Annotated in this window: 22 protein-coding genes and 1 pseudogene; 18 read left to right on the top strand and 5 right to left on the bottom strand. The window is 62.0% G+C overall.

Annotated features, from left to right (window positions below; translation table 11 throughout):
• Positions 1 to 199 precede the first annotated feature (199 nt).
• Entirely contained in the window at positions 200 to 1,234 is a 1,035-nt protein-coding gene (locus K7B09_RS08690; protein ID WP_223629068.1) for a vWA domain-containing protein, read from the bottom strand.
• Between the two features lie 410 nt (positions 1,235 to 1,644).
• Here K7B09_RS08690 and K7B09_RS08695 point away from each other — a divergent pair, with 410 nt between their 5' ends.
• From K7B09_RS08695 to maiA, 3 genes are all read left to right on the top strand, one after another.
• Positions 1,645 to 2,388, top strand: coding sequence for a 2OG-Fe dioxygenase family protein (locus K7B09_RS08695; RefSeq protein ID WP_223629069.1), 744 nt, complete (start codon positions 1,645 to 1,647; stop codon positions 2,386 to 2,388).
• Between the two features lie 192 nt (positions 2,389 to 2,580).
• Positions 2,581 to 3,570, top strand: coding sequence for a fumarylacetoacetate hydrolase family protein (locus K7B09_RS08700; protein WP_223629070.1), 990 nt, complete (start codon positions 2,581 to 2,583; stop codon positions 3,568 to 3,570).
• Positions 3,571 to 3,646: 76 nt separating this feature from the next.
• The gene (gene maiA, locus K7B09_RS08705; protein WP_223629071.1) at positions 3,647 to 4,306 is read left to right on the top strand and encodes a maleylacetoacetate isomerase; all 660 of its coding nucleotides are present in this window, start codon (positions 3,647 to 3,649) and stop codon (positions 4,304 to 4,306) included.
• Between the two features lie 11 nt (positions 4,307 to 4,317).
• Here maiA and K7B09_RS08710 read toward each other — a convergent pair whose 3' ends face one another.
• Positions 4,318 to 5,424 (bottom strand): PilT/PilU family type 4a pilus ATPase, encoded by a 1,107-nt coding sequence (locus tag K7B09_RS08710; protein WP_223629072.1) that lies wholly within the window; start codon positions 5,422 to 5,424, stop codon positions 4,318 to 4,320.
• Positions 5,425 to 5,514: 90 nt separating this feature from the next.
• Between K7B09_RS08710 and K7B09_RS08715 the strand changes: the two genes are divergently transcribed.
• The 3 genes and pseudogenes from K7B09_RS08715 to K7B09_RS08725 all read left to right on the top strand — a co-directional run.
• Positions 5,515 to 6,777 carry an OmpA family protein gene (locus tag K7B09_RS08715; RefSeq protein WP_223629073.1) on the top strand — a complete coding sequence of 421 codons (1,263 nt, stop codon included), beginning with the start codon at positions 5,515 to 5,517 and terminating at the stop codon, positions 6,775 to 6,777.
• Positions 6,778 to 7,186: 409 nt separating this feature from the next.
• Entirely contained in the window at positions 7,187 to 7,402 is a 216-nt protein-coding gene (locus K7B09_RS08720; RefSeq protein ID WP_223629074.1) for an HP1242/YdcH family protein, read from the top strand.
• 382 nt (positions 7,403 to 7,784) lie between these two features.
• A pseudogene (locus tag K7B09_RS08725) lies at positions 7,785 to 8,180 on the top strand (CBS domain-containing protein); the annotation flags it as partial.
• A gap of 10 nt (positions 8,181 to 8,190) precedes the next feature.
• Here K7B09_RS08725 and K7B09_RS08730 read toward each other — a convergent pair.
• The 3 genes from K7B09_RS08730 to K7B09_RS08740 all read right to left on the bottom strand — a co-directional run bounded on the left by K7B09_RS08730 (position 8,191) and on the right by K7B09_RS08740 (position 12,312).
• The gene (locus K7B09_RS08730; protein ID WP_223629075.1) at positions 8,191 to 8,979 is read right to left on the bottom strand and encodes a sulfotransferase; all 789 of its coding nucleotides are present in this window, start codon (positions 8,977 to 8,979) and stop codon (positions 8,191 to 8,193) included.
• A complete protein-coding gene (locus K7B09_RS08735) occupies positions 8,960 to 10,276 on the bottom strand; it encodes an ABC transporter ATP-binding protein (RefSeq protein ID WP_223629076.1) in 1,317 nt (438 codons plus the stop codon). Before K7B09_RS08735 ends, K7B09_RS08730 begins: the two co-directional genes overlap by 20 nt.
• Before the next feature lie 131 nt (positions 10,277 to 10,407).
• Positions 10,408 to 12,312 carry a hypothetical protein gene (locus K7B09_RS08740; RefSeq protein WP_223629077.1) on the bottom strand — a complete coding sequence of 635 codons (1,905 nt, stop codon included), beginning with the start codon at positions 12,310 to 12,312 and terminating at the stop codon, positions 10,408 to 10,410.
• 413 nt (positions 12,313 to 12,725) lie between these two features.
• On the opposite strand from K7B09_RS08740, the gene K7B09_RS08745 reads away from it, so the two are divergent.
• Genes K7B09_RS08745 through K7B09_RS08800 form a run of 12 tightly spaced genes read left to right on the top strand, consistent with a single transcriptional unit; the run spans position 12,726 to position 23,905 of the window.
• A complete protein-coding gene (locus K7B09_RS08745) occupies positions 12,726 to 13,517 on the top strand; it encodes an ABC transporter permease (protein WP_223629200.1) in 792 nt (263 codons plus the stop codon).
• Positions 13,507 to 15,213, top strand: coding sequence for a GspE/PulE family protein (locus tag K7B09_RS08750; protein WP_223629078.1), 1,707 nt, complete (start codon positions 13,507 to 13,509; stop codon positions 15,211 to 15,213). The genes K7B09_RS08745 and K7B09_RS08750 overlap by 11 nt, the downstream gene beginning before the upstream one ends.
• 9 nt (positions 15,214 to 15,222) lie before the next feature.
• The gene (locus K7B09_RS08755; protein ID WP_223629079.1) at positions 15,223 to 16,416 is read left to right on the top strand and encodes a type II secretion system F family protein; all 1,194 of its coding nucleotides are present in this window, start codon (positions 15,223 to 15,225) and stop codon (positions 16,414 to 16,416) included.
• 52 nt (positions 16,417 to 16,468) lie between these two features.
• Positions 16,469 to 16,939 carry a type II secretion system major pseudopilin GspG gene (gene gspG, locus K7B09_RS08760; protein ID WP_223629080.1) on the top strand — a complete coding sequence of 157 codons (471 nt, stop codon included), beginning with the start codon at positions 16,469 to 16,471 and terminating at the stop codon, positions 16,937 to 16,939.
• 9 nt (positions 16,940 to 16,948) lie between these two features.
• Positions 16,949 to 17,335 (top strand): pilus assembly FimT family protein, encoded by a 387-nt coding sequence (locus tag K7B09_RS08765; RefSeq protein WP_223629081.1) that lies wholly within the window; start codon positions 16,949 to 16,951, stop codon positions 17,333 to 17,335.
• Complete coding sequence (locus tag K7B09_RS08770) at positions 17,335 to 17,754, top strand: PulJ/GspJ family protein (protein WP_223629082.1); 420 nt, start codon at positions 17,335 to 17,337, stop codon at positions 17,752 to 17,754. Before K7B09_RS08765 ends, K7B09_RS08770 begins: the two co-directional genes overlap by 1 nt.
• Positions 17,751 to 18,368 carry a PulJ/GspJ family protein gene (locus tag K7B09_RS08775; protein ID WP_223629083.1) on the top strand — a complete coding sequence of 206 codons (618 nt, stop codon included), beginning with the start codon at positions 17,751 to 17,753 and terminating at the stop codon, positions 18,366 to 18,368. The genes K7B09_RS08770 and K7B09_RS08775 overlap by 4 nt, the downstream gene beginning before the upstream one ends.
• On the top strand, positions 18,365 to 19,432 hold the full coding sequence (locus tag K7B09_RS08780; RefSeq protein ID WP_223629084.1) for a type II secretion system protein GspK: 1,068 nt from the start codon (positions 18,365 to 18,367) through the stop codon (positions 19,430 to 19,432). Before K7B09_RS08775 ends, K7B09_RS08780 begins: the two co-directional genes overlap by 4 nt.
• Positions 19,338 to 20,444 carry a hypothetical protein gene (locus K7B09_RS08785; RefSeq protein ID WP_223629085.1) on the top strand — a complete coding sequence of 369 codons (1,107 nt, stop codon included), beginning with the start codon at positions 19,338 to 19,340 and terminating at the stop codon, positions 20,442 to 20,444. The genes K7B09_RS08780 and K7B09_RS08785 overlap by 95 nt, the downstream gene beginning before the upstream one ends.
• The gene (locus K7B09_RS08790) at positions 20,441 to 21,052 is read left to right on the top strand and encodes a GspMb/PilO family protein (RefSeq protein ID WP_223629086.1); all 612 of its coding nucleotides are present in this window, start codon (positions 20,441 to 20,443) and stop codon (positions 21,050 to 21,052) included. The genes K7B09_RS08785 and K7B09_RS08790 overlap by 4 nt, the downstream gene beginning before the upstream one ends.
• Positions 21,039 to 21,710 carry a hypothetical protein gene (locus tag K7B09_RS08795; protein WP_223629087.1) on the top strand — a complete coding sequence of 224 codons (672 nt, stop codon included), beginning with the start codon at positions 21,039 to 21,041 and terminating at the stop codon, positions 21,708 to 21,710. Before K7B09_RS08790 ends, K7B09_RS08795 begins: the two co-directional genes overlap by 14 nt.
• Entirely contained in the window at positions 21,707 to 23,905 is a 2,199-nt protein-coding gene (locus tag K7B09_RS08800) for a type II secretion system protein GspD (protein WP_223629088.1), read from the top strand. Before K7B09_RS08795 ends, K7B09_RS08800 begins: the two co-directional genes overlap by 4 nt.
• Positions 23,906 to 23,913: the final 8 nt, after the last annotated feature.

Raw genomic sequence — 23,913 nt, forward strand, 5'->3', positions numbered from 1 at the left:
CCGCGCTCCATCAAACGCACGGCCTCGCGCTTGAACTCGGCAGTGAATCTCTGTCTTTCCATCCAACACCTCCGGGGTTGTCCCCATTCTCAGGTGTCTATGGAAGGCGGGCCACTCCACTCTGACCCCTTTCCCGATTTGACCGGTTCACACCTGCGCACCATCCGGGGAAAAGTCGACTCTGAGCCCTGTTTCCCTTTTACTTTTTAAGGGCCGGATCGGGTCCGATCAGCGTCCCGTGCCACGCACCCTCCGCTGCGCCGCCCGCATCGCAATAATCCCAGTACCCCTGGAATTCGGTGCGCTTGCGATTGAAGATGAGCGTCGCCGAACCCCAGTAGTGCGTGCCGTCCCTGGGGGTCTCGCAGCGCTGCCCGGCCGTCTTCTGGGTCCAGAATCCCTTGAGGCTGGCGCTGCCGTCGCGGGCATCCTGCGTCACCACGCCCTCGATCCGGCCGGCGTCGGAACCATCGCTCGCTGCACCCGCGTACCGACCGGCCATGCGGTCACTGGTCCACTGGGAGATCGTCAGTCGGCCAAAACTCGTGTCGTACATGCGCCCGGTCATGTCGGGGTCGCCATCGCGCTGCCGGGGCTTGTCGGCTGACGCAACGGATTGCAGCGCGCGGTTCAATTCACCGGCGTCCTTGGCATCCACATAGCGTCCGCCCGTGTTCGCCGCCAGGCACTGCAATTGCTTGTGCGCCTTGCTGCCCTTCTGGATATCGAAGCCGACCACGTGCGCGGTGAAGTCCACCCCGGCCGCTTCCAGCTCCTTGCCGAGCGCGCATGGATCGGCGTTGCAGGTTTCCTCGCCATCACTGACCAGGATCACGGTGGCCTTGCGCTCGGTGAAGCGCAGCTGCGCCGCGGCCTGTCGCACGGCTGCACTGATCGGGGTCATGCCCTTCGGGTTGAGCGCAGCAACGCGTGCGCGGATACCGGCCGCAGTTGCGGGGCCAACTGCTTGCAGGACTTCGATGTCGCCACAATCGCCTTTGCGATTGTGGCCGTACGCCATCAACCCGAGGTCACCGCCATTCCAGCCATCCAGCATCGCATCGACCGCCTCGCGGGCAATGGCGATCTTCGCTTTGCCGCCGATCTGGCCCCACATCGAGCCGGAGGCATCCAGCACCAGCATGGTCGCGGGGTGCTGCGCGTTCGCTGCGTACAGGCCAGTCGCCGCGAGTGCTGTGACGGACAGTAAGCCGAGGATCAATCGCTTCTTCATGAAAGCAGGTTCCAGTAGATGGCATGGCACCGACGACATGCCGGCCCTCGGTACTACGCAACTGTGCAACGAACCTGGACATCGAGTGCCGAATCATCCCGCCATTACCGGGATTGAAACAGCAAAAAGAGAGAAAACGGGGAGAAAACGGGGGTCAGAGTCGAGTTTTCGATCTGACCGATACACGCTTGGGCACCATCAGTGAAAACAGGGGTCGGAGTCGAATTTTTAGGGAAAGCCCGAGAAAGTCGACTCTGACCCCTGTTTTCCCTTTAGGGAAAGCCCGAGAAAGTCGACTCTGACCCCTGTTTTCCAGCCATCGGCTGGACAAAGTTGACCCACCCAAGGCGAGTTTTGTTTTGCGTGCGTGTTAGCGGTGCGACAATGCAGCGCTTGCCCGGAGTTGTCTGATGTCGCCTGTCACTGCTTTCGCACCCCCTGCCATCGCGTTGCCTGATTTGGATCGTGTGCTGCATCAGCGCGGGTATGTCGTGTTGGCGGCAGCGGATGTAGCGGCGTTGGCGGGTGTGCCGTTGTCCGCGTTGCAGGCGCTTGAGCCGTCGTGGGAGTCTTTATGCCTTGATCGTTATCTGAAAGATGGCGGTCGCTATCGCAAACGACGGCATGCGTGTTTTATTGCTGAAGACGATCAGTTGCAGCAGGTGCCACACCGGATGCATTGGCAGCCGGTGGAATACAACGCACTGCACGGTGGGATGGAACGCTGGTTTGAACCGGTGTTGCCCGAGACCGTGCGGCAAGCGGCGTGGTCGGCGCTGATTCTGGCGCTGGCGCGGGTATGCAGCGCGCAGCGGCCGGTGCCACGCTGGCATGTGGAAGCACATCAATTCCGGATCGACACCAGTGATGGCGTAGGCCGGCCTACGCCGGAAGGCGCGCATCGTGATGGCGTGGATTTCGTGGCGGTGCTGCTGGTTGCACGACATGCGATCAAGGGGGGGGAGACCCGGGTGTTTGATGCGCATGGCCCGAATGGTCAGCGCTTTACGCTGGATCAGCCGTGGTCATTATTGTTGATGGACGATGCGCGGGTGATCCACGAATCGACCCCCATTCAGCCGTTGCACGGTGTTGCCGGGCATCGCGATACGCTGGTGCTGACGTTGCGGGCGGCGGGTTTTTTGGGGGGCTAGTGCCATCACCAAACCCAGTCCAATCGCGTGGACAGCGCGGGGCTCCCCTTTGTCGGACATGCCGTGAATCCATCCTTGGAGGCTTCTCGGCAACATTCATGTTGCCGAGAAGCCTCCAAGCGGTAGCCCCGCGCTGTCGTTTATGACGGATGAAGTTACAATTGCAACCATTACGCAGCAGGCGAGGTGTTCATGAAACTGGGGTCTCTCAAAGAAGGTGGGCGCGACGGCACCTTGATAGTGGTGTCGCGTGATTTGTCGCAGGCGGTGCGAGCCACCGGCATTGCCGCGACCCTGCAACAAGCGCTGGAGGACTGGGAGAACACCGCGCCGCGCCTCAACGCGCTGTCGGAAGCACTCAATGCCGGCACGGCCAATGCTGCCTTCGCGCTGGACATGCACGCATTGGCCGCACCACTGCCGCGTGCGTATGAATTTGTCGATGGCAGTGCATATTTGCCACATGTCGAGCGCGTGCGACGTGCGCGTGGCGCGCAGGTGCCGGAAAGTTTCTATGTGGATCCGCTGATGTACCAAGCGGTCAGTGCCGGCTTCAATGGCCCGCGTGACCCGGTGCGCGTGGTCAGCGAAGACTACGGCATCGATCTGGAGGCCGAAGTGGTCATCGTCACCGATGATGTGCCGATGGCGGTGACCGCAGAACAGGCGGCCGGGCACATCCAGTTGATTGGCTTGATCAACGATGTGTCGCTGCGCAATCTGATTCCACCGGAGTTGGCCAAAGGCTTCGGCTTCTTGCAGTCCAAACCGCGCAGCACGTTAAGCCCAGTGTTGGTGACGCCCGATGAGTTGGGCGATGCGTGGCAGGACAGCAAACTGCATCTGCCGATGCTCACCCACATCAACGGTGTCTGGTTTGGCGCACCGGAAGCGGGCGTGGACATGCAGTTCAACTTTGCACAATTGGTTGCGCATGCCGCAAAAACGCGGCCATTGTCGGCCGGCACCCTGGTGGGTTCTGGCACGGTGGCCAATGAGGACACCAGTCTGGGGGCCTCGTGTTTTGCCGAGCAGCGGACCGTGGAAACCTTGCGCGATGGCAAGCCCAGCACGCCGTTCATGGCGTTTGGCGATGTGGTGCGGATTGAAGTGCTTGACCGTGCCGGCGCCAGCATTTTTGGCGCAATCGAACAGCGCATCGAACACCAGCCAGCGCCTTGATGGCAATCGGTTGGACGGTCGTGGCAGCGGTGCCAGCGGTGGCAGTACACGGCTGCCATCGCGCTAAGGTGTCGCCATGAGCGAATCCTTGCTGCTGTATTCCTACTGGCGTTCCAGTGCGGCGTATCGGGTGCGCATTGGGCTGAATTTGAAAGGCTTGGCCTGCACCACCGTACCTGTGCATTTGGTGCAGGACGGTGGTCAGCAACATACTGCGGCCTACCGGCAGATCAATCCGCAAGAACTGGTGCCGACCTTGAAACATGGTCAGCGTCAGCTCACCCAATCACTTGCGATCCTGGAATATCTGGACGAAGTCTGGCCAACCCCGCCATTGCTGCCGGCCACCGCCCGCGAACGGCAACGGGTGCGCGCCTTGGCGCAGTTGGTCGCCTGCGATATCCACCCGCTCAATAATCTGCGGGTGTTGCAGTACTTCGAGCACGAATGGAGCCTGCCTGCACTCGAGCGTGAGCAATGGGTCAAGCATTGGATCATGGACGGCTTTGCCGCACTGGAGGCCATGCTGGCCGGGCATCCGTCCACCGGTGATTATTGCGAGGGCAATGTGCCTAGCCTGGCCGACTGCTGCGTGGTGCCGCAGGTGTACAACGCACGTCGCTTCGGGATCACGATGGCGGATTATCCGACGATCGAGCGAATCGAACAGACCTGTTTGCAATTGCCGGCGTTCGATGCGGCGCGCCCGGAAAATCAACCGGACGCACCCCGCTGAAGCCCGCAACCTCAGTGCGCGGCAAACACGTCGGCGTAGGGGTCGTGATCGCCACTGGCGCCTTCCGACAAGCGGAATTTCAGCGCCAAACCATCGCGTGAATCGGCGGCCTTCAACGCTTCTTCCATTTCGATCCGACCTTCCTTGTAGAGCCGGAACAGGCACTGGTCGAAGGTCTGCATGCCATCTTGCAGGGATTCTTCCATCGCCATCTTGACCTCGTGCACCTGCCCGCGACGCAGCAAGTCGCGGATCATCGGGGTGTTGATCAGCACCTCGGTGGCCGGTAGTCGGCGGCCATCCACGCCCAGCACCAGGCGTTGACTGACCACCGCTTTCAGGTTCAGCGCCAAGTTCATCAGCACGTTCTTGTGCGCGCCTTCAGGGAAGAAATTGAGAATGCGCTCGATGGTCTGGTCGGCGTTGTTGGAGTGCAACGTGGCCAGGCAAATATGCCCGGTTTCGGCGAAAGCAATCGCCGCTTCCATCGTGGCCTCGTCGCGGATTTCGCCAATCAGGATCACATCGGGCGCTTCGCGCATCGCGTTCTTCAGTGCGGCGTGGAAGCTATGCGTATCCAGGCCTACCTCGCGCTGGTTGACCACCGAGCGCTTGTGCCGATGCAAATATTCAATCGGGTCTTCAATGGTCAGAATATGGCCGGTGCTGGTGGTGTTGCGGTAGTCGATCATCGAGGCCAGCGTGGTGGACTTGCCCGAGCCGGTGGAGCCGACGATCAGCACCAGCCCGCGTGGGGCCATGATGATGTCCTTCAACACCTGCGGCAGCTGCAAGTCTTCGATGGTAGGAATGATGCTGCGGATGGTACGGATCACCATGCCCACTTCGCCGCGTTGCTGGAACACGTTGACACGGAAGCGTCCACTACCGGGCACCGAGATCGCCATGTTCAATTCTTTTTCGCGCTCGAATTCAGAAATTTGCGCGCTGTCCATCAGCGAATAGGCAATCATTTTGCATTCGCCAGCGGTCAGGGTGGCGTCGCTCATCGGCTGCAACACGCCTTCCATCTTGATGCTGATCGGTGCGCCAGTGGACAGGAACATGTCCGAGGCATCTTTCTCCGCCATCAGCTTGAAATAGTGGCTGATATCCATACTGTTTCCCCAAGTTGCCGTGCCTGGCGTTGCAAGCCCGACGCCAGATTCCCACAATGGTCGCGATTTCGTCACGAGATGCGACCTCCCATGCGCTCAAGCTTCGCACAAATTCCGGCGTCCCTGTATGCCCCACTGCTGTGTGGCTCCTTGTTGATCAGCGGTTGCGCCAGTTTGCCGCCGCCCACCGCCGAACTGGATGCCGCGCAACAAGCGGTCAATCGCGCCGACGCGGCCGATGCCGACCAATACGCCGCCGACGCATTGGCCAACGCGCGCACGGGTTTGCAGCGCGCGCAGGCGGCGATGGCGCGGGGGCGTGATGATGAGGCGCGGGATGCCGCCGTTACCGCCACTGCCGATGCAGATCTGGCGCGGGTACGCAGTGCCGCTGCCCGTACGCGAGCCGATTTGCAGCAACAGCAAGCCGAAGTCGCCGGCTTGCAAGCGCGCCTGAAGCTGGAACCCACGCCGGCCAGCGCCAATCCGCTGGATATCGTGGTACCCACCGGTACCCCCGAACAGCGCCTGCAACTGCTGGAGGCGGATATCCGGCTCAACCCGTTTGCACAGTACGAACGCCTGCAAGCGCAGCAGGCAGTGACCGCGCTGGCCACCGTATCGCGCCGCAATTTGCCTGCGGCAATGGCGCTGGCCGAGCGTCGGGTAGGGATTGCCGAACAAGCAGCCCGTATCGAAGCGGCCAAGCGTGCGCTGGAGCGCTTGGCCAGCGAGCGCAGCGAGCTGCGTGTGGAGGCCAGCCGGCGCGACGCCGACCGCGCCATGGCGGAGGCTGAGCAGTTGCGCTTGCAGGCACAAATCCAGGCCGAAGACGCGGCGCGTGCACGCGCCCAGGCCGCGCAGGCCGAAGCGGTGCTGGATGGTGCCCAAGTGGAGCAACAGGACAAGGTGGATGCGGCACGCGCCAAAGAAGCTGCTCTGGCGCGCAAGGAGGCCGAGTTGGTGGCCGGGGCCAAGCTGCCGCCGATGAAACAGGATGCCCGTGGCGACGTATACACGCTGGCAGGTGATGTGTTTGCCGGTGGGCAGGCACAGCTGACCAAGGCTGGCAGCGCCAGCCTCAAGGCGCTGGGGATGTACCTGGCGGCAATGCCCAGCGGCAGCGTGCAAGTGATCGGCTACAGCGACAATCAGGGCAAGCCTGCGGCCAACCAGTCGCTTTCGGAGCGGCGTGCACAGCAGGTGCGGGCGAGCTTGGTGGCGGCAGGGGTCAGCCGTAACCAAATCAGCTCGCAAGGCAAGGGCGCGGCCGCGCCGGTGGCCGACAATCGCACCGCGGCGGGCCGTGCAAAAAATCGCCGGGTCGAGGTCGTGATTTCGAAAGTTAAATAAAATCAATTGGTTATGTTCTTTCCGGGGGGGCTGAATCTTAATCAATACTGTCGATGGGGGCTTGCCAAGTCGCGCTGGCAGGCGTAGCGTCAAGCCACCAGATGGTTTGATGTTGCCACCCCCATCTGGCCGGAGACCGGCCGATGCAGCACCCGTTCGACAACCCGGAGATCGCCGCCGCAAGCCAGTTGCGCGGTCGTACTGGGCCAGTGTTTCGGGTTCCGGTGTCGGCAGCAAACGTTGAATTCAAATTCGAAGACGCCCCGTGCCGCCCAGCGCCGGGGCGTTTTTGTTGGCGCGTATTCGCAACCGGCGTACTGCTGGCTGCGCAATCCCCGGCAACCTTGGGTTGCCATCCCCACGCCTTCGGGCACCCGCCCGAAGCAATTTGTTGACGCAGGAGGTTTCCATGTTTGAAGGGCAATCACAGGCTGAAATCGAAACGTTGATGAAAGCCAATACCGAGTTCCGGCAGCTGTTCTATCGCCACCGCGAACTCGACCGCCAAGTCATGGATGCGGAACTGGGTGTGCTGCCGTTGGACGACAACACCCTTGGCATGATGAAACGCGAAAAATTGGTAGCCAAGCAACGCTTGTTGCAGATGTACGATCGCGCGCACTAAGCGCGGACAGGGGTGGCGGCGTTGCAAGGCGCTGCCATCCCTGCGGCTGCGCCGATGGTCAGATCGGGATAGGCGCAGCTGCGCACGATCTGGCCTTGGCATGGATATGCCACTCCAGTGCCAAGACAGCGACACCCGGATGCTACCCTGAGCACTGGAACCTGTCGCTGGAAACTGCGGTGTTGCGATGAGCGAACAAAAAAACCCCACCCCACTGCACCAAAAATTGGCATGCGTGCTGGAGCTGTTGCAGGGCGCGACGACCTTGCAGGACTTGGCGCAGCGCGAAGCACTCGCACCGGCGCAGTTGCAAGAGTGGCTGGAAACGGCTCGGCAGGGCATGCAGAACGCGTTGCGCGGCCTCCCCGAGGCCGCCGGCGGGCCGACGCACGGAGACCTGCGTGACCTGATACCACGTCCATTTGCCGGGCAGGACATGATCGTGGTGTCCCCCGAAGACGCGTTGAGCCTGGCATGGCAACGGATGCAGGCCAGCGATGTCTCGCAGCTGCCGGTGATGCAGGGCACGCGCATCGTGGGCATGCTGGATGAGTCCGACGTATTGCTGCATGTGTATGGCGATGAAGCGCGGTTTGCCGATCCGGTGTCGGCGGCGATGGTGGCGCGGTTGGACAAGGTCAACATGCGCGCACCGATCGAAGCGCTGTTGCCGGTGTTTGATCGTGGCCATGTGGCCATCGTGATGGATGGCGAACAGTTTCTTGGTCTGATTACCCGCATCGACCTGCTCGATTACCTGCGCCGCCGCGCGCGCTGACGCGTCCGTATCAGTCGAACGTAATCCCGTAGCGTTCGCGCAGGGCGCGGCGTTCGCGCCGCAACAGCCAGCGTAGCAGACGCATGGTCAGGCTGTTGCGGGCGGGCGGTGGGGTGTTACTGACAAAAACGGGCGCGTAGTCGATGTTTGCAGGTGGCGCGGGCACCCCCAGAAATGCACACACCTGTGCCACGCAGGTCGCAGGCTGGGTACGCAGTTGCTCGCTGCGCAGCAGCAACACGTGCTGTGACGGGAACTGTGCGTACAGCCGGTCCAATTGCTGCGCGTAGTCGCCGCGTGCGCGGTAGCTGTGGCGGCGGTGATGCGAGTCAGTTGCGAGTGGATCGCGGTCCAGGCGCAAGCGCCAACGCTCCAGCAACATGGCCGGCCACAGCGGCCAGTGTTCCCAGCCGCGCGCGCGCTCCATGCGGTAATGCGAGAGCGCACGTTCGGCCGGTTCGCGCAGCAGCACAATCCAGCGGAGTGCAGGGTTGTAGCGGGTGATGCGCGGCAGACATTGCGGCAGAAACAACGAGATCGGCGTGGCATCGCCATGCAGCGTAGCGGCGGTATCGGCAGTGCCGGCATCGGCAGTGAACAGGGGGGCAAACCGCGCATCAATGGCCGCCGTGTCTGCGCCGTCATCAAAGTCTTCGGCATCGAACACATGCGCTTCCTTGTTGTATGGCAAGCGCAATTGCGGGTGCGCAGACAAGTACTGCGCCAGCGCGCTGGTGCCGGCCTTTTGCACGCCACCAATCAAAAACGCGATGCGTGGCTCAGTCGGGGTGTTGGTCATTGCCGGGCAACACCTGCACCTGCACGTCGGCAGGCAACGGGAACAGGCCATTGAAGCGCTCGATTGAGTTGTCGATGACCTCGAACGACAAGTCGGATTCGTGTCGGCACAGCACGCGGCGATGGTGCTGGTGCAGATCGGGTGCTTGCACGAGTCGTGCCCGAATGCGGTAAATCCCGTGCGCCAATTGCGCACGAAACTCCACCTGTATTCGCACGTGCGGTTGCTGCGGTGTGCGCGGCGGCAGGCGAATGCGGCGGCCACTCAGCGGTACGCCATGCTCATCCAGGATATCCAGGATACAGGCGACATCAGCCAGCCCGGGATCCACTTCCAGCGCAACGCAAACCTGGAATGGCGCATCGAAACCCAGGGCCAAATGTTGCATGCCATTGGCAAACTGCAGGGCCAATACACCACCGTCTTCGCAGCGAAATCCCTGTGCGGTGCGAATCGGAGGTGCAAGCCCTGCTGCCTGGGCCTTGGCATGCACACGGAACAAGTACTCCTCGATCACTTCCTCGGGGGCACCCAGCATCGCCATGCGGCCCTGCTCCAGCAAGATGGCGTGCTGGCAAAAGGTGCGCACCGCATTGAGGTCATGGCCGACAAACAGCAGGGTGGTGCCGCGCGCCAGAATTTCCTGGATACGGGTCATGGCCTTGGCTTGGAATGCGGCATCGCCCACCGCCAGCGCCTCGTCCACGATCAGGATGTCGGGCTCCACATGCACCTGCACCGAAAACGCCAGCCGTACCGCCATGCCCGAGCTATAGGTCTTGACCGGTTGGTCGATGTAATCGCCAATGTCGGCGAACGCGATGATGTCGCTCAACAGGGTGTCGATGCGTGCGCTGCTCAGGCCCAGAATCGCACCATTGATGTAGATGTTTTCACGCCCGGTCAGATCGGGGTTGAAGCCCGAACCCAGTTCAAGCAGCGCCGCCACACGGCCGTGGGTGTACACCGTCCCCGAGCTCGCCGGCAAGACCCCGGCAATGATTTGCAGCAGGGTGCTTTTGCCGCTGCCATTCAAGCCGATGATGCCCAGCGCCTGCCCACGCTGCAGGCTGAAGCTGATGTCGTGCAGGGCTTCATGGACGTGCAGCCTGCGCTGCGCAGAGGCGTGCAGGCGCTGCGCGAAGCTGGGTGATGCAATCGCCAGCGCCGTGCCTGCGCGATGTAGGGCGGGGGCAATCAAGCGTTGCGCGGGGCTGGCCCAGATTCGGAACGTTTTGCAGACATCCTTGACCACGATGACCGGCTGCGAATGGGCGAGTGGAAAGTCCGCTGACATGGGGGCTGCAATCAAAATTGAACTGCCATTGTAGCCGCGCCAGGGCAAGTTCCCATGGCTGCCAAAGGCACAAAAAAAACGGGTGGCCCGAAGGCCACCCGTGATTTGAAGCGATGAAACCGACTTCCCGATTACAGACCCGGGTTGCCGTCCGGCGTGGTCTGGCCGCCGCTCGGGCCGCCATCCGGAGCCTGACCACCGTTCGGGCCGCCCGGCTCACCGGTGGAGCCACCGTTGCCGTGGAAGTCCGGGGTCCACTCTTGGTTGAAGTCGGACGGACGCTGACCTGCCTGCACGGAGAAGTTGCCTTCTTCGTAATCACGCAGGTACTGCTCGCCACGGGTGTCGCTGTCGGTGACGTTGGTCAGCACGTTCGGCAACGAGCTGTTCACCAGGCTGGAAGCGACCAGACCCGGGAACTCGGCGGTGACGACTGCGCGCCACTTGCCAGCACTCGGAGCACCCCAAGCGCCGATCGCGCCGCCGGTACCATTTTCCAGGTCGGTGGAGTTCAGCTGCACCGAGGCACCGGCCGGCACCCACACGCGCACTTGCGATGCACCGTGCATACCGTTGTTGTCGATACCTTCCAGCGAGACGTAACCGTCGGTGGCGCTGCGGTTGGTCAGGCGGATGAAGCTGCGCTGGGTGGTGTTGCTGCCCGGGTTGATGGTGAAGATTTCCATCGTGGAGCCGTTGTAACGCAGCGGCAGCACGTCGCACACCTGGCCCGCGTGGTCGTCGTTGAACGCCGGGGTGGCGATTGCACCGGCGCGGAAGAACGTGGTGTTGACGTGGTTCGGATGGTCGTCGATCACGCGGTTGGTGTTCTGGAACGCACACACGCGCAGACGGTTGGTGAACGCACCGGTGGCCATGTTCAGGTTGGCCGCAGCTGCGGTGTAGGTGAAGCTCACCTGGTTGCCGGACACGGTACCGCCGGTGCCGGCATTGGTCAGGGTGACCAGGGTGCCGTCGGTGCAGTCGGTGCCGCCGTACATCAGGTACACGCGGTCATTGATGCCGGCGTCGTCGAAGGCGTTCCAGTCATCGCCACCGTTGCCGGTGATGGTGGTGGTGAACGTATCCGAACCCAGGAACACGAAGTTGCCGGCACCGGTGTTGTTGATGGTGACGTCACCCAGGTTGATGACCTGCGAGTCATAATCGCTCGGAGCGGTCACGCTGCCGCCGAGGTTGTTGTCATTGGCCGAGCCCAGCTTGCCGTCGAAGCTGAACAGGGTCTTCGGCAGCTGATCTTCAGTATAGTCGTCAGCCACGTCGATGTACTTGTCCACTTCCGAACGGGTCCGGTCGGCGCAAGCGGTGACGCCGCTGACGCGCTTCAGGATGGTACGGCTGGTGGTGGAGCCCTGGTAGCGGCTGTCGTTGGTGGCGTTGACCATCCAGAATTCGGCGTCAACCTTGTCGGTACCGCCATTGGCAGCGCCCATTGCGAATTCGTTCAGGCTGGTCAGGCGGGCATTGCGCCAGCGCAACAGAATGCCGGCGCTGGGGTTCAGGGTGTTGCCTGCCGGCGGGATGATGCGGAACGATGCGGTGCGGTTGCCGTCGTAGAAGGCATCGAACGCCACGGTCCAGCCAGCGCCTGCCAGCGAGGGCTCAAGGATCATTTCAGGAGCGGTCGGGGCGATACCGGCGAACAGTGCGCCGTCAGCAGTATCCGCGCAGGTGGTGTCGGGCTGCGGGTAAGGCAGGCCGGAGGCCACGCAGTTGTTACGGTTCAACTTCACGCGAACGGTGAAGCCGGTGGACACCTGCACCGCGTTATCCGGCGGATTGATGTCGAATACCAGGTCTTCGGTCATGGTGTAGTTGTAGTTCGGGCCCAGCAGCAGCTGGTAAGCCACGTTTTCCGGCGTGGCCAGATCGGCGGCGTTGGCCGGGCTGGACTGCGGGTCAACGTTTGGTGCGGTTTGACTCAAGGTGCCATAGGTGTAGGCCGCAGCGGCGCCGGCCAGACCCAGACCGGCCACGAGGGCAACGGCGAGGACGTTCTTCTTCATGCTAGACATGTCTAACTAACTCCTGTCAGTTTATAAAACGGTTGATTGCAACTTGCTCCGGCTGCACGGCCCATGCCCGGTACCAGGAGGCTGGGCCTCCGGCATCCGGCTTCTTCTAGGCTTGCTTGAATTCTGATGAATCTTTTGACGAACCTGCGGCGGTATGAACCGGACGCAAACCCCCCTGCTCCCCTAGTTGATCAAGTTGCAGTGCGGACGCTAACCCAATGTTCAGGGTGCGTCAATCCCCGTAGATGCGGGGGGGTGGGGGGCAGCGCAATATGAATGCGGCAAACGCTAGGCTTTGTGGCCTAGTCCGATCGCCAAACACCCATGCCTTGGCGTTGCGAGTGCGATCTCTTTAGTACTCTATTGCGCGCCGAAGTGCGCGGCGTCTGCCTGGAGTTTTGAACTTGCCCAATGTGTTTGTCCACCCGTGGCGGCATGCCGCGCTGATCCGCATTCTGAGCTGGCGCGACATCAGCGGTCGCTACCGTGGCTCGCTGCTGGGGGGGCTGTGGGCCCTGCTGACACCGCTGCTGATGCTGGCGGTGTTTACCTTTGTGTTTGGCGTGGTGGCCCCCACCCGCTGGCCGGGTGCCGAAGCGCAGGGCATGGGCATGTTTGCGCTGCGACTGCTGGCCGGGATGGTGGTGCACGGGCTGTTGGCCGAATTGCTGCAACGTGCGCCCACCTTGGTTACCGGGCAGCCCAATTATGTCACCAAGGTGGTATTTCCTCTGGAAGTGTTGGGCTGGGTGGCGCTGTTGACCGCGTTGTTCCATGCGCTGATGGCGCTGCTGGTGCTGGTGGTGCTGAATGCCGTCTGGGGCACCGGTTTGTCGCCGACGGTGCTGGCGCTGCCCTTGATCGTGCTGCCCTATGCCCTGCTGCTGTTGGGGCTGTGCTGGTTGCTGGCCGCGCTGGGGGTGTATTTGCGCGACCTGACCCAATTGGTTGGGCCGCTGGTGATGGTGTGCATGTTTCTGGGGCCGGTGTTTTACCCGCGCCAAGCGATGCCGGCACTGGCGCAGCCGTGGTTGGCGCTGAACCCGATCACCATTCCGGTGGAACAGATTCGCCGCGTATTGTTCGACGGTCAGTGGCCAGACTGGCAGACTCTGGCGCAGTATTCGTTGGTTGCCGTGGTCGCGTATGCGTTCGGCCTGTGGGCATTTACCAAATTCAAGAAAGGATTCGCTGATGTCCTCTGATGTTGCACTGCGCGCAGCCCCGCGCGACCGCTTGCTGGGCGAGTTGCTGCTGGACGCCGGTTTGCTGGGCGAGGCCGACCTGGAGCGCGGGCTGGCGTTGCAGGAAAAAATCGGCGGCCGGCTGGGCAGTGTGTTGATGCGCATTGGTGCGGTCAGCGAGGACAACTTGCTGCAAGTGCTGGGCCGGCAATTGGGCTTGCCGCTGATGGGCGCCGAGGTGCCGCTGCCAGACGAGGACATGCTGCGGCTGACCGCAGGGCAGGCCACGACCGGCATCGACTGGTTGCTGGATCAGCAGGTGCTGGTATGGCCGGGAGAGGGCAATGATCTGCTGTGCGCGGCGCGTGACCCGCTGCTGCCGACCTTGCGTGAAGCCATGCAGCACGCCTATCCGGGACGCAAGGTGCATTGGTGCTTGTGTCGGGCGCAGGATCTGGAGCGGATGCTGGACGGGCTGGCACACAGTGCGCGTGCGGATGATTTTTTTGGCGGCGGCGATGAGCAGCAACTGCGCGCGATGGCCGAAGAAGCGCCGGTGGTGGAGCTGGTCAGCAATCTGATGGCGCAGGCAGTAGAACAACGGGCATCAGATATCCATTTGGAGCCGGAAGAGCGTACCTTCAGCGTGCGTTTCCGCATCGACGGTGTCTTGCACAACCGCCTGAGCTTGCCGCGTGACCGCTTTGACGCGGTGGCGTCGCGCTTGAAACTGATTTCCGGCATGGACATTGCCGAGCGCCGCCTGCCGCAGGACGGGCGCATGTCCACCCGCGTGGGCGGGCAGGAAATGGATATTCGTGTGTCGGCCTTGCCGGGCGTGCATGGCGAATCCATCGTGATGCGTCTGCTGCCCAAGGAACGCAAGGAGCTGGGGCTGGAACGACTGGGCTTCGAAGCCGACCATTTGGCCTTGATGAAAGCCTGGACCGCCGAGGCCAACGGGATTGTGTTGGTCACCGGCCCCACCGGTTCGGGTAAATCCACCACCTTGTACGCGGCGCTGGCAGCGGCCAATGACGGGCTGAAAAAAATCATCACGGTGGAAGACCCGGTGGAGTTCCAGCTGCCGGCGATCACCCAGATTCAAGCGCACCCGGAGATTGGGCTCACGTTCGCCAATGCGCTGCGCTCGATTTTGCGGCAAGACCCCGACGTGATCATGATCGGTGAAATCCGCGATCTGGAAACCGCCGAAATTGCCGTGCAGGCCGCGCTGACCGGGCATTTGGTGTTGAGTACATTGCACACCAACGATGCCATCAGCGCGTTCACGCGCCTGGTGGACATGGGCGTGGAGCCTTTCCTGGTGGCCACCCCCGTGCGCGCCGTGCAGGCGCAGCGCTTGGTGCGCAGGCTGTGCCCGCATTGCACGCGGCCGCATCCGGTGCCGGCCGAGATTGAAGCCGAGGCGCGGGTGTTTGCCGAGAAGGTGTTGCCCGGCGTGGCCCCGCGCTGGATGAGCGCGGTGGGGTGCAGCCAGTGCATGAATACCGGGTATCGCGGGCGCTTGGGCATTTATGAGCTGGTGCCGGTGAGCGAGCCGATGCAGCATTTGATCGTCAGTGGCGCTTCGGTCAATGACATGAAAAAACTGGCGCGCGAGGAAGGTTGCCGGTTCCTGCGCGACGATGGCTTGCTGAAGGCATGGCAAGGGTTGACCACGGTGGAAGAAGTGCTGCGCGTGGCGGGGAGCTGAGACTGACCGATGCCCAGATTTCACTATCAAGTCCTGAATGCGCAAGGCGTGAGCCTGGAAGGCATGTTGCGTGCCGACAGCGAGCGCGACGCGGCGCGCCAGTTGGAGCGGCGTGGCTTGTCGGTGGTCGAAATCCGCTCCGGCGAATCCACTGGACGCACCCAGCGCGGCCGGCTGCGGCATGCCGATGTGATTTTGGCGTTGCAGGAATTGGCCACCATGCTGACCTCCGGGGTCAGCATTGCCGACGCAGTGGGCAGCCAGGCGGTGGGCGCGCACCATCCCAAAATCGTGGCCGCGTTTGCCACCATGTCACGCGATTTGCAGCGCGGCCAGGCATTTTCCGCCACGTTGGCCAAATGCGGGCTGCCCTTGCCCGAGTACGTGATCCAGCTGGCGCGTGCGGGTGAATTGACCGGTGAGCTGGGGCGCGCCCTGCGCGATGCTTCCACCCAGCTGGAATACGAGCAGCAGTTACGCAACGAAATGCGCAATGCGCTGATCTACCCGGCGGTGCTGGTCATGGCCGGGGTGGCGGCGGTTGCGATCATGTTTGTTTTCGTGGTGCCCAAGTTTGCGTCGTTGTTGCAGCACGCCAAGGATCTGCCATTGCTGGCGTGGCTGGTGCTGCACGCGGGCACTTGGACGCGGGCCAACTTTGGGCTGTTGTCGGTGCTGCTGGTGCTGGCAGCGATGGGGACCACTTGGGCACTGCGCAAACCGGAATTACGCGCGGCGGCGATGGATAAATTGTCGCGCTGGCCGGTGGTGGGGCCGTGGCTGGTGGAGGCCGACACGGCGCGCTGGGCCAAGGTGCTGGGCGCGCTATTGGGCAACAAGGTGCCGTTGATGCGTGGCCTGGAATTGGCCCAGGCCGGCTTGCAGTTACCGCAGCGGCGCGCCCGCATGGGCGAGGTGGCGCGCGCGGTGCGCGGCGGGGCATCCTTGGCCGATGCGCTGGAGGATCACGATGCGCTGACCGCCACCGGTTACAACCTGGTGCGGGTGGGCGAGCGCTCCGGCAAATTGGCATCCATGCTGGATTCATTGGCCAAGCTGTATGAAGAGGCCGGGCGCAACCGCATGAAACGGGTACTGATCCTGCTGGAACCGATTGCCATTTTGGTGATCGGCAGCGTGATCGGCACGATTATCCTAGGCGTGATTCTGGCCATTACCAGCGCCAATGACCTCGCGGTTTAGCGGCATCTGCAGCAACACATTCAGCGCCAACTTGAATCAACAGGACTCCTCGATGCGACAGCGCAATATGCAATCCCTTCCGCACCAGGCAGGTTTCACCCTGCTGGAAATGATCGTGGTGCTGGTCATCATCGGCCTGATCATGGGCTTGGTCGGGCCGCGCCTGTTCGGGCAGGCCGACAAGGCCAAGGTGCAGACGGCGCAAACGCAGGTGAAGATGCTGCGCGGTGCGTTGCAGACGATGCGCCTGGATATCAGCCGCTGGCCGACCGAACAAGAAGGTTTGCTGCTGCTGACCAATAAACCGGCCAATGCCGATGCCGCACGCGGTTGGGCCGGGCCGTATCTGGACGAGGCGGTACCAAGCGACCCGTGGGGTCAGCCTTATCAATATTCGCCGCAGCCCAGCGGCAACAATCCATTCACCCTGTACTCGTTCGGTGCCGACGGCAAACCCGGTGGTCAAGGGCAAGATGCTGATGTGGGCTACTTGCCGGGCCAAACAACGGCCAACCCGCAGTAACCGGCAACGATGCGTCACGCCGGGTTTACCTTGCTGGAAATGATCGTGGTGCTGGCGCTGTTGGGCTTGGTCACGGCGATGGTGGTGCCATCGATGCTGCATGGCATCGACAGTTGGCGCCGACAGGCGGCGATGGATGCAGTGCTCGACCAGATTCGCGCACTGCCCGGCGTGGCGCGGGCCAATGGCAAAACGATTGTCATCGACGATAAAACACTGGCATCCAAACCCCCGCCATTGACCATTGAGGACGGTTGGACGCTGACGGCACCCACCGCGATGACGGTAGCGGGTAGTGGCGTGTGCAGCGCTGGCGAGCTGGCCGTGGGCAATACCTACGGCGTGCGCAACATCAAGGTTACGGCACCGTTCTGTGATCCGGTGATTACGCCGTGATGCGGCGCGCGCAAGCCGGCTTTACCTTGCTGGAAGCCATCGTGGCGCTGGTGGTGTTCACCATGGGGGCACTGGCGCTGTATGGCTGGTTGTCCACCAATATCATCACCCTTGACCGAATCCGTGCGCGGCAGCAATTGGAGCTGACCATGCACTCGGCGCTGGATCTGATTCGGCGCACCAACCCGATGGATACCCCGGTTGGGGAGCGTCAGGTGGGGGATTTGAAAGTCAGCTGGATCAGTGCACTGTTGGAGCCGGCCAAGCCGAATGTGGTGCAGTCGGGGCGGCCAGGAATTTTCGTGGTGGGCCTGTACGAGGTCAGCGTGCGGGTGTCGCGCAATGGCCAGTTGCTGCAAACGTTCCAGGTGCGGCAAGTGGGTTGGAAGCAGGTGATGGCCACGCCGGTGGACATGTGATCAGGCGCATCGTGCAACGCCGCAATGCCGTGGCTGGCTTCACCTTGATGGAGATGCTGGTGACGCTGGTGTTGATTTCGTTCGCCACCATGCTGATGTTCCAGATGCTGGGCAGCTATCGGGTGGCGCGGGAACGGGTGCAAGCGCAGGCCGGGCTGATCGACCGCCAGGCCTTGTTCCAATCGTGGTTCCGCGACAGTGTGCATGGCCTGTATGCCGCGCCCAAATTGCATTTGGATGGCAGCGCCGAGCAGTTTTCCGGCACCACGTTGAACCCGTTGTATGCGCAGGAAGGCACGCCCACACAAATCGCGTGGAGCCTGCGCAAGACCAGCGATGGCGGCACCGAAGTGGTGTATGCGGAGGCCGGCAAGGAGCGCTGGAGCTTGCCTTTGCAGGGTGCTGCCGGGGCGCATTTCATTTATGTCGATGCGACCTTGAAGCAGACCGATCGCTGGCCGCCGCAGTTGGGCTTGATTGACCCCGAAGGCTTGCCGGCGCTGATCGGGCTGGTGCGCGAGGGGCGCGGTGATGGCGTGTCGCAACTGGCAGCAGTGTTGGGCCCGTTGCTGCCACCCAAGCGCTTGTATGGCGATGAGCAGACCATGGAATGAAGGGGCATCGTCACCAATCCGGGTTCGTGCTGGTGCTGGTGTTGGCCATGCTGGTGGTACTGGGCCTGTTGGCCGGCTCCATCGCGGCAGTCACCTCGCGCTTGCTGGAACAGTCACGGCAGCGGGCACAGGCGATGCAGGACGCGTTGGACATGGATAGCACCCGTGCAACCGCGCTGTATCTGCTCAGCACCCAACGCATGACCTTGGGCGGGCTGACCGTGGATAACATGGTTTCCGGCGGTGAGGATGGCGTGCGCCCGGCGGTCAGTGATGCCGATCTGGAGTCGTGGTTGCCGATTGGCAATGAAGTGGCGCTGGACGGTCGCGCCAACCAAGGTTTAGGCGGCGCACGTTTTGCCTTGCAAGACGATTACGGCCTGTTCGGGGTGAACTGGAACCCCCCTGACAAGCTGGAAAAACTATTGGCGCAAGGGGGGCAGCCACGGCCAGTGTCGGCAGGCGCGCTGTTCAATCGCTTGATGGACTATCAGGATCGCGACAATTTGTACCGGCTCAACAGTATGGAAGCCGAAGGCTACATTGCCGCAGGGATGGCACCGCCAACCAATCTGCCAGTGGCCACGCCGATGGAGTTGATGCGGGTGATTGGCTGGCAGCAGGCCTTGTCGTTCTTGAGCCCGGCCGAAATCACCTCGACACTGACGGTGGAGCCGGCCTCCATCATCAATGTAAATACGGCCCCGGCGCGGGTATTGCTGACGATTGACGGCATGGATGCGGAGAAAGCGGCGCGCGCCATTGCGTTCCGCAAAGTTCAACCGTTCCTGAGCGCGGTGGCGTTTTCTGAGTTCATCGGACTGGAAAAGTCGATGGAGGCCCCGGTGGCCGTGTATCCTGCGGCGTCTGGCACTTTGAAGCTGTGGCCTTCGCATGGGGGACAGGTGACATTGATGCATTGGTCGATGACCCCGATCGAGGACAAGGGTCGCCCCTGGCGTGAGGACTATGAGCTTATCCAATCCCAAGCCCCGGCAACGGATGTCGTTGCTGAACCGGTTCGTTCGCGGCTTTTCCGCAAGCCGGTGGCTGCGCGGCAGTAATGGCCTGCGTCAGCTGAGCGAAGGCGGCAATGGCCAGGAATGGCTGCTGGCGCGGCATCTGTGTGCCTACACGGTACTGGATGGCGCTGCCGTACCTGCCCGCAAGCGCAAAGGCTTCGTGGAGATGGCACTGGCGCGCTGGTCGCCGTTTGCCGACACCCAATCGCATGTGGAGTGGGTGGGTGACCGTGCAATGGCGTGGGCATGGTCGCGTGGGCGGGTGCTGGCTGGGCCCGACGGCATGGAGTTGCCGCAACCCCGCCGAGTGTTACCCGAATCGATGTTCCGTGGTGCACCGCAAGTCAGCGGTGAACAGCTGGTGCAACTGGATGAAGGGCTGGAAGGCCGGGTCTGGCGCGACAACGTGATGGTGGCGTCGCGCTGGTGGAGCGAACTGCCAGAATTGGCCGAGTGGAACGAATTTCGGCGTGGTGCCGGGCTGTCACCAGCCGCTGCCGCCCCGGACATCCTGGTGTCGGAATTGCAGGCACAGCCGTGGGCGGCGTCGGGCAGCCCGGATATTCGCGAAGCCTTTGGCCACTACCGCGGCTATTTGGCATTGGCGGCAGCCGGCATTGCAACGGCGGTGTTGATGGCGCTGCTGGTGGGGGTGGTGGCGCTGAAAATCTCGATTTGGCAGGTTGACAAGCAAATCGCAGAGCAGGAACAAGTGCTGGATAAAATCATCACCGCCCGCGATGACGCATTGCAAGCGCGTGCCGCGATTGATGCGCGGTTGGCGTTGCGCCCGCCGGCCGGACAGATCGAATTGATGGGGCTGGTCTCAGGCTTGATGCGCGGGCAGTGGCAATTGCTGGAATGGAAGGTGCCCGATGCGCGCACGCTGGAAGTCACGGCACGCATGGTCAACCCCGATCCGCGCGCGATAGTGACGGCCTGGGAGGCTTCGAAACGGTTTACGGATGTCACTGCGGAATTGGGCAAACAGCCCAATAGCGTGGTCGTCAAGGCGCATGTGGTGCGCGCATCCGGCAAGGGGTCAGGCAAATGAGTGCGGGCATGGCGAGTGTGCGTTTGCGCGGGATGCGCGAAGAATGGCGCGGCAATCTGCGGCTGCGCATCGGGGTGATGGCCGCCGCTGCAGTGGGGTTCCTCTATCTGTGTCTGGTGCTGATGGATTGGCGCAGCGATCTGCATGCGCAATATCAGCAGCGCACATTGCAGCTCTACAAAATGAGTGCATTGGCCGGACAGGAACACTGGTTGGGGCGCGCGCAAAATGCCAAGGCAGCGGAAAAAGCGTTGCAGGCGGAAATTCCGAATGCAGCCACCATCGGCCTTGCGCAAGCAGAAGCGCAGACGATGGTGCGGCAGTTGATGACGGCGTTTGGCAATAAGTTGACCAGTGAGGCGCGGCCGCCGGCAGAAGTCACTGGCCAGCCAGGCGTATGGAAAATTCCGGTGACCTTGCGCGGTGTCCTCAGCCAGCCGCAGATGCTGGAAATTTTGCGCCGTCTGGAAGATTCAGACCGCTTGGTCACGGTGGAAGAGTTGTCCTTCACTTTCGTGCAAGGACTGCCCAATATGTCGCTGACGCTGGCGGCGTATTACCGCGTGGGCACAGGTAAGCCGCAGGGGGCAAGCAATGGCGCTGGTTGATCTGTTGCAGCGCAAACCCATGCCGGTTGCGGTGGTGGCGGGCGCGATCATGGGTACCGTGGTGGGCTTGTTTCTGCCGATCCGCGCCGCCGATCCGCCCAAGGCGGAGGAAGCCACATGGTCGCTACCCAATGCACAGGCGCTCAAGCGTTTCAGTGACAACACTTATCAAGCGGTGCGCAGCGCCAAGTTTTGGGGTGATTTGCTGATGCCAGGCCAGCGTGGTGCCGAGAAAAAACAGGCGACGTGGACGCTGACCGGAATCGTTACCAGCCCTGTGGTGCAGGTGTCGGTGAGCGAGGCCGGCAAGCAAGGTCAGCCCGTGCAAACCTGGGTGAGGGTTGGCGAAAAACTACCCGATGGTGCCGTGCTCAACGCCGTCACTCGTGACCGCATCTGGGTTACCAAGGATGACTGCAAGCGGGTGAAGTCGTTGTATCAAAACAGCGTGCACCCCGACCCTGAAGGGTGCATTGGTCCGGATGGCAAACCTGTTACACCAGCTGCGGGTACCGACAAGCCGACTGTGGTCATGCCAAGTGCACCAGTGGCACCGGTGGAGCCGCCAAGCAAGCCACCCCAAGGCACAACAGCACCGCGTAACGGTGCCCAATCGTCATCCTCATATCGTCAAATTTCAGGCAAGTCTCTGGCATGAACAATCTCCGTCCCCTCCTTGCTGCCACCGGTATCGCACTGTTGACCGGCGCCTGCACGACGCCACGCCTGGTGTTGCCTGAGCCGTTGCCGACCGCGACCCGCACGCAGCAGGAAGCGGCTGCATTGCTCGGACAAAATGCCGCGTCACCGCCACGTCAGGCATTGTCGGTCGGCGAAACCCCTGCCATTCCAGAGAGTGGCGCGGCCAGTGTGTCCGGTGTGCAAGGCGAACCGATGCCGCCGCTGAAAGGTGGCGCGGTGAATGTGAATATCGAAGGGATGCCGGTTCCGGCCTTCATCAATGAATTCTTCGGACAGATTCTGGGCGCGGGTTTCCAGATGGATGTGCAAGTCTCGAAGATGAATGATCTGGTTACATTGCGCACTGCAGGCCCGCAGTCACCGAAAGAGTTTTATCGGTTGGCGGTACAGGTATTGCGCAACTATGGCGTGGCCACCGATTTCAGTTCCGGCACGGTGTTCTTCAGTCGCGCCCGTGATGGGGCCGGCATCGTGCCGCCGCTGGTGGTCAGTGGGCGTGCATTGCCCGCTGTACCGATCAGTCATCGGCCGGTATTTCAACTGGTGGAATTGCAATCAGTGCGCGTCAACGACGTGATCAGCCTGTTGAATGTTGCCTTCAAATCATCCGAAGCGTTGAGCATCCAGCCGGACAACAGCCGCAATGCGGTGTTGCTGATGGGGCGCCCGGAGTTGGTGCGGCAGGCGCTGGACGCGATCAAGGTGTTTGATCAGCCGTATATGCGTGGGCGTGCCAGTGCGCGGTTGGAGCCGGCGTTTGTATCGGCCGATGAATTGTCCAAGCGTTTGGTTGATGTACTCAGCGCCGAAGGCTATGGTGCCTCGGTGTATGCCAGTGGCGGTGGCGGCAGTGCCGCCATCCTGGTGTTGCCGGTCAGTGCCGCCAATACGGTGTTGGTGTTTTCGTCCGACCGCAAGATTTTGCAGCACGCCATCGACTGGGCGCGCAGTATCGACAAACCCAACCCCACCGCCGGAACCGATGGCCTGTTCTACTACATGGTGAAGAACACGCGAGCATCGGAGTTGGTCAAGACCATCACCGGAATTCGCGGTAATTCATCGAGTGGCAAAGGCAGTGATCGCGACGCCATCGATGGCAGCAAAGTGGGGCAAATCGCTGCACCCGCCGCTGCCGCCACCAGTACGGCCTCGGGCAGTACATCGGGTGGTGATCTCAGCGGTGGCAAACTGACCTTGGATGAGCCGCGCAATGCGGTCATTTTCCAAGGCAGCGCTACCGATTGGGGGCGGCTGTTGCCCTTGATCCAGCAGATGGACAAGGCGCCACGGCAAGTGATGATTGAAGTCACCGTGGCGGAAGTGACGTTGACCGACGACCAGCAATTCGGGGTGTCGTGGTTGGCCCACAATGCGGACTTGGGCAAGTTCAACGGCAATATCAGTTCCGGCAAATTGGCCGCAGCCACCGGCGGATCTGGCTTGAGTTACTTGCTGGATATTGGCGGCGAAACCCGCGCCACCTTGACCGCGTTGGCCAGCAAGAACCGCATCACCGTACTGTCCACCCCGCGCTTGATGGTGAAGAGTGGCGAAGATGCGAGTATCGATGTTGGCACCGAAGTACCCACCATCAGCGCGCAGGCAACCTCCGGTATTCAGACCGGCGGGAACACCGGCATCATCCAAAGCATCCAATACCGCAAGACCGGCATCCTGCTGAACATCAAGCCGGTGGTGTATTCGGATGACCGGGTCGATATCGAGCTGCGCCAGGAGGTCAGTGAAGCATTGCCGGTAGGGTCCGATTCGTCGGTCAATTCGCCGGCGATCTTCAACCGATCGGTCTCCACCAGTTTGAATCTGCGCGATGGCAGCGCGATCTTGATCGGCGGGCTGATGTCCCAGCGCCGCACCACCGGGGATAGCGGTGTGCCCTTCCTCAAGGATGTACCGATTCTCGGTAACCTGTTCAAGTCGCAGACCCATGGCACCAATCGCACCGAGATGGTGCTGATGATCGTGCCGTATATCCTTGAATCCGATGATCAGACGGCGGAACTAACCCGCTCGTTGAGTCAGCGCTTCGAGTTGCTCGATTTGTCACCGGCGATGCCTCCTCTCAAAGCTGCGCCAGCAGTGCCGCAACCCGCTACGCCGCTCCCTGCGTCGGTAGCGAAACCGAATTGATCCTGCGT

The sequence above is a fragment of the Thermomonas beijingensis genome, assembly GCF_020034655.1.
Classification (GTDB): domain Bacteria; phylum Pseudomonadota; class Gammaproteobacteria; order Xanthomonadales; family Xanthomonadaceae; genus Thermomonas; species Thermomonas beijingensis.

Bases quoted from the DNA above. Each gene is read 5' to 3' on its own strand.
- K7B09_RS08695 (WP_223629069.1), top strand. From the start codon at position 1,645: ATGTCGCCTGTCACTGCTTTCGCACCCCCTGCCATCGCGTTGCCTGAT.
- K7B09_RS08770 (WP_223629082.1), top strand. From the start codon at position 17,335: ATGCGGCGCGCGCAAGCCGGCTTTACCTTGCTGGAAGCCATCGTGGCG.
- K7B09_RS08700 (WP_223629070.1), top strand. From the start codon at position 2,581: ATGAAACTGGGGTCTCTCAAAGAAGGTGGGCGCGACGGCACCTTGATA.
- K7B09_RS08715 (WP_223629073.1), top strand. From the start codon at position 5,515: ATGCGCTCAAGCTTCGCACAAATTCCGGCGTCCCTGTATGCCCCACTG.
- K7B09_RS08690 (WP_223629068.1), bottom strand. From the start codon at position 1,234: ATGAAGAAGCGATTGATCCTCGGCTTACTGTCCGTCACAGCACTCGCG.
- K7B09_RS08795 (WP_223629087.1), top strand. From the start codon at position 21,039: ATGGCGCTGGTTGATCTGTTGCAGCGCAAACCCATGCCGGTTGCGGTG.
- K7B09_RS08730 (WP_223629075.1), bottom strand. From the start codon at position 8,979: ATGACCAACACCCCGACTGAGCCACGCATCGCGTTTTTGATTGGTGGC.
- K7B09_RS08765 (WP_223629081.1), top strand. From the start codon at position 16,949: ATGCGTCACGCCGGGTTTACCTTGCTGGAAATGATCGTGGTGCTGGCG.
- maiA (WP_223629071.1), top strand. From the start codon at position 3,647: ATGAGCGAATCCTTGCTGCTGTATTCCTACTGGCGTTCCAGTGCGGCG.
- K7B09_RS08755 (WP_223629079.1), top strand. From the start codon at position 15,223: ATGCCCAGATTTCACTATCAAGTCCTGAATGCGCAAGGCGTGAGCCTG.
- K7B09_RS08735 (WP_223629076.1), bottom strand. From the start codon at position 10,276: ATGTCAGCGGACTTTCCACTCGCCCATTCGCAGCCGGTCATCGTGGTC.
- K7B09_RS08790 (WP_223629086.1), top strand. From the start codon at position 20,441: ATGAGTGCGGGCATGGCGAGTGTGCGTTTGCGCGGGATGCGCGAAGAA.
- K7B09_RS08785 (WP_223629085.1), top strand. From the start codon at position 19,338: ATGAGCTTATCCAATCCCAAGCCCCGGCAACGGATGTCGTTGCTGAAC.
- K7B09_RS08750 (WP_223629078.1), top strand. From the start codon at position 13,507: ATGTCCTCTGATGTTGCACTGCGCGCAGCCCCGCGCGACCGCTTGCTG.
- K7B09_RS08800 (WP_223629088.1), top strand. From the start codon at position 21,707: ATGAACAATCTCCGTCCCCTCCTTGCTGCCACCGGTATCGCACTGTTG.
- K7B09_RS08720 (WP_223629074.1), top strand. From the start codon at position 7,187: ATGTTTGAAGGGCAATCACAGGCTGAAATCGAAACGTTGATGAAAGCC.
- K7B09_RS08780 (WP_223629084.1), top strand. From the start codon at position 18,365: ATGAAGGGGCATCGTCACCAATCCGGGTTCGTGCTGGTGCTGGTGTTG.
- K7B09_RS08740 (WP_223629077.1), bottom strand. From the start codon at position 12,312: ATGTCTAGCATGAAGAAGAACGTCCTCGCCGTTGCCCTCGTGGCCGGT.
- gspG (WP_223629080.1), top strand. From the start codon at position 16,469: ATGCGACAGCGCAATATGCAATCCCTTCCGCACCAGGCAGGTTTCACC.
- K7B09_RS08710 (WP_223629072.1), bottom strand. From the start codon at position 5,424: ATGGATATCAGCCACTATTTCAAGCTGATGGCGGAGAAAGATGCCTCG.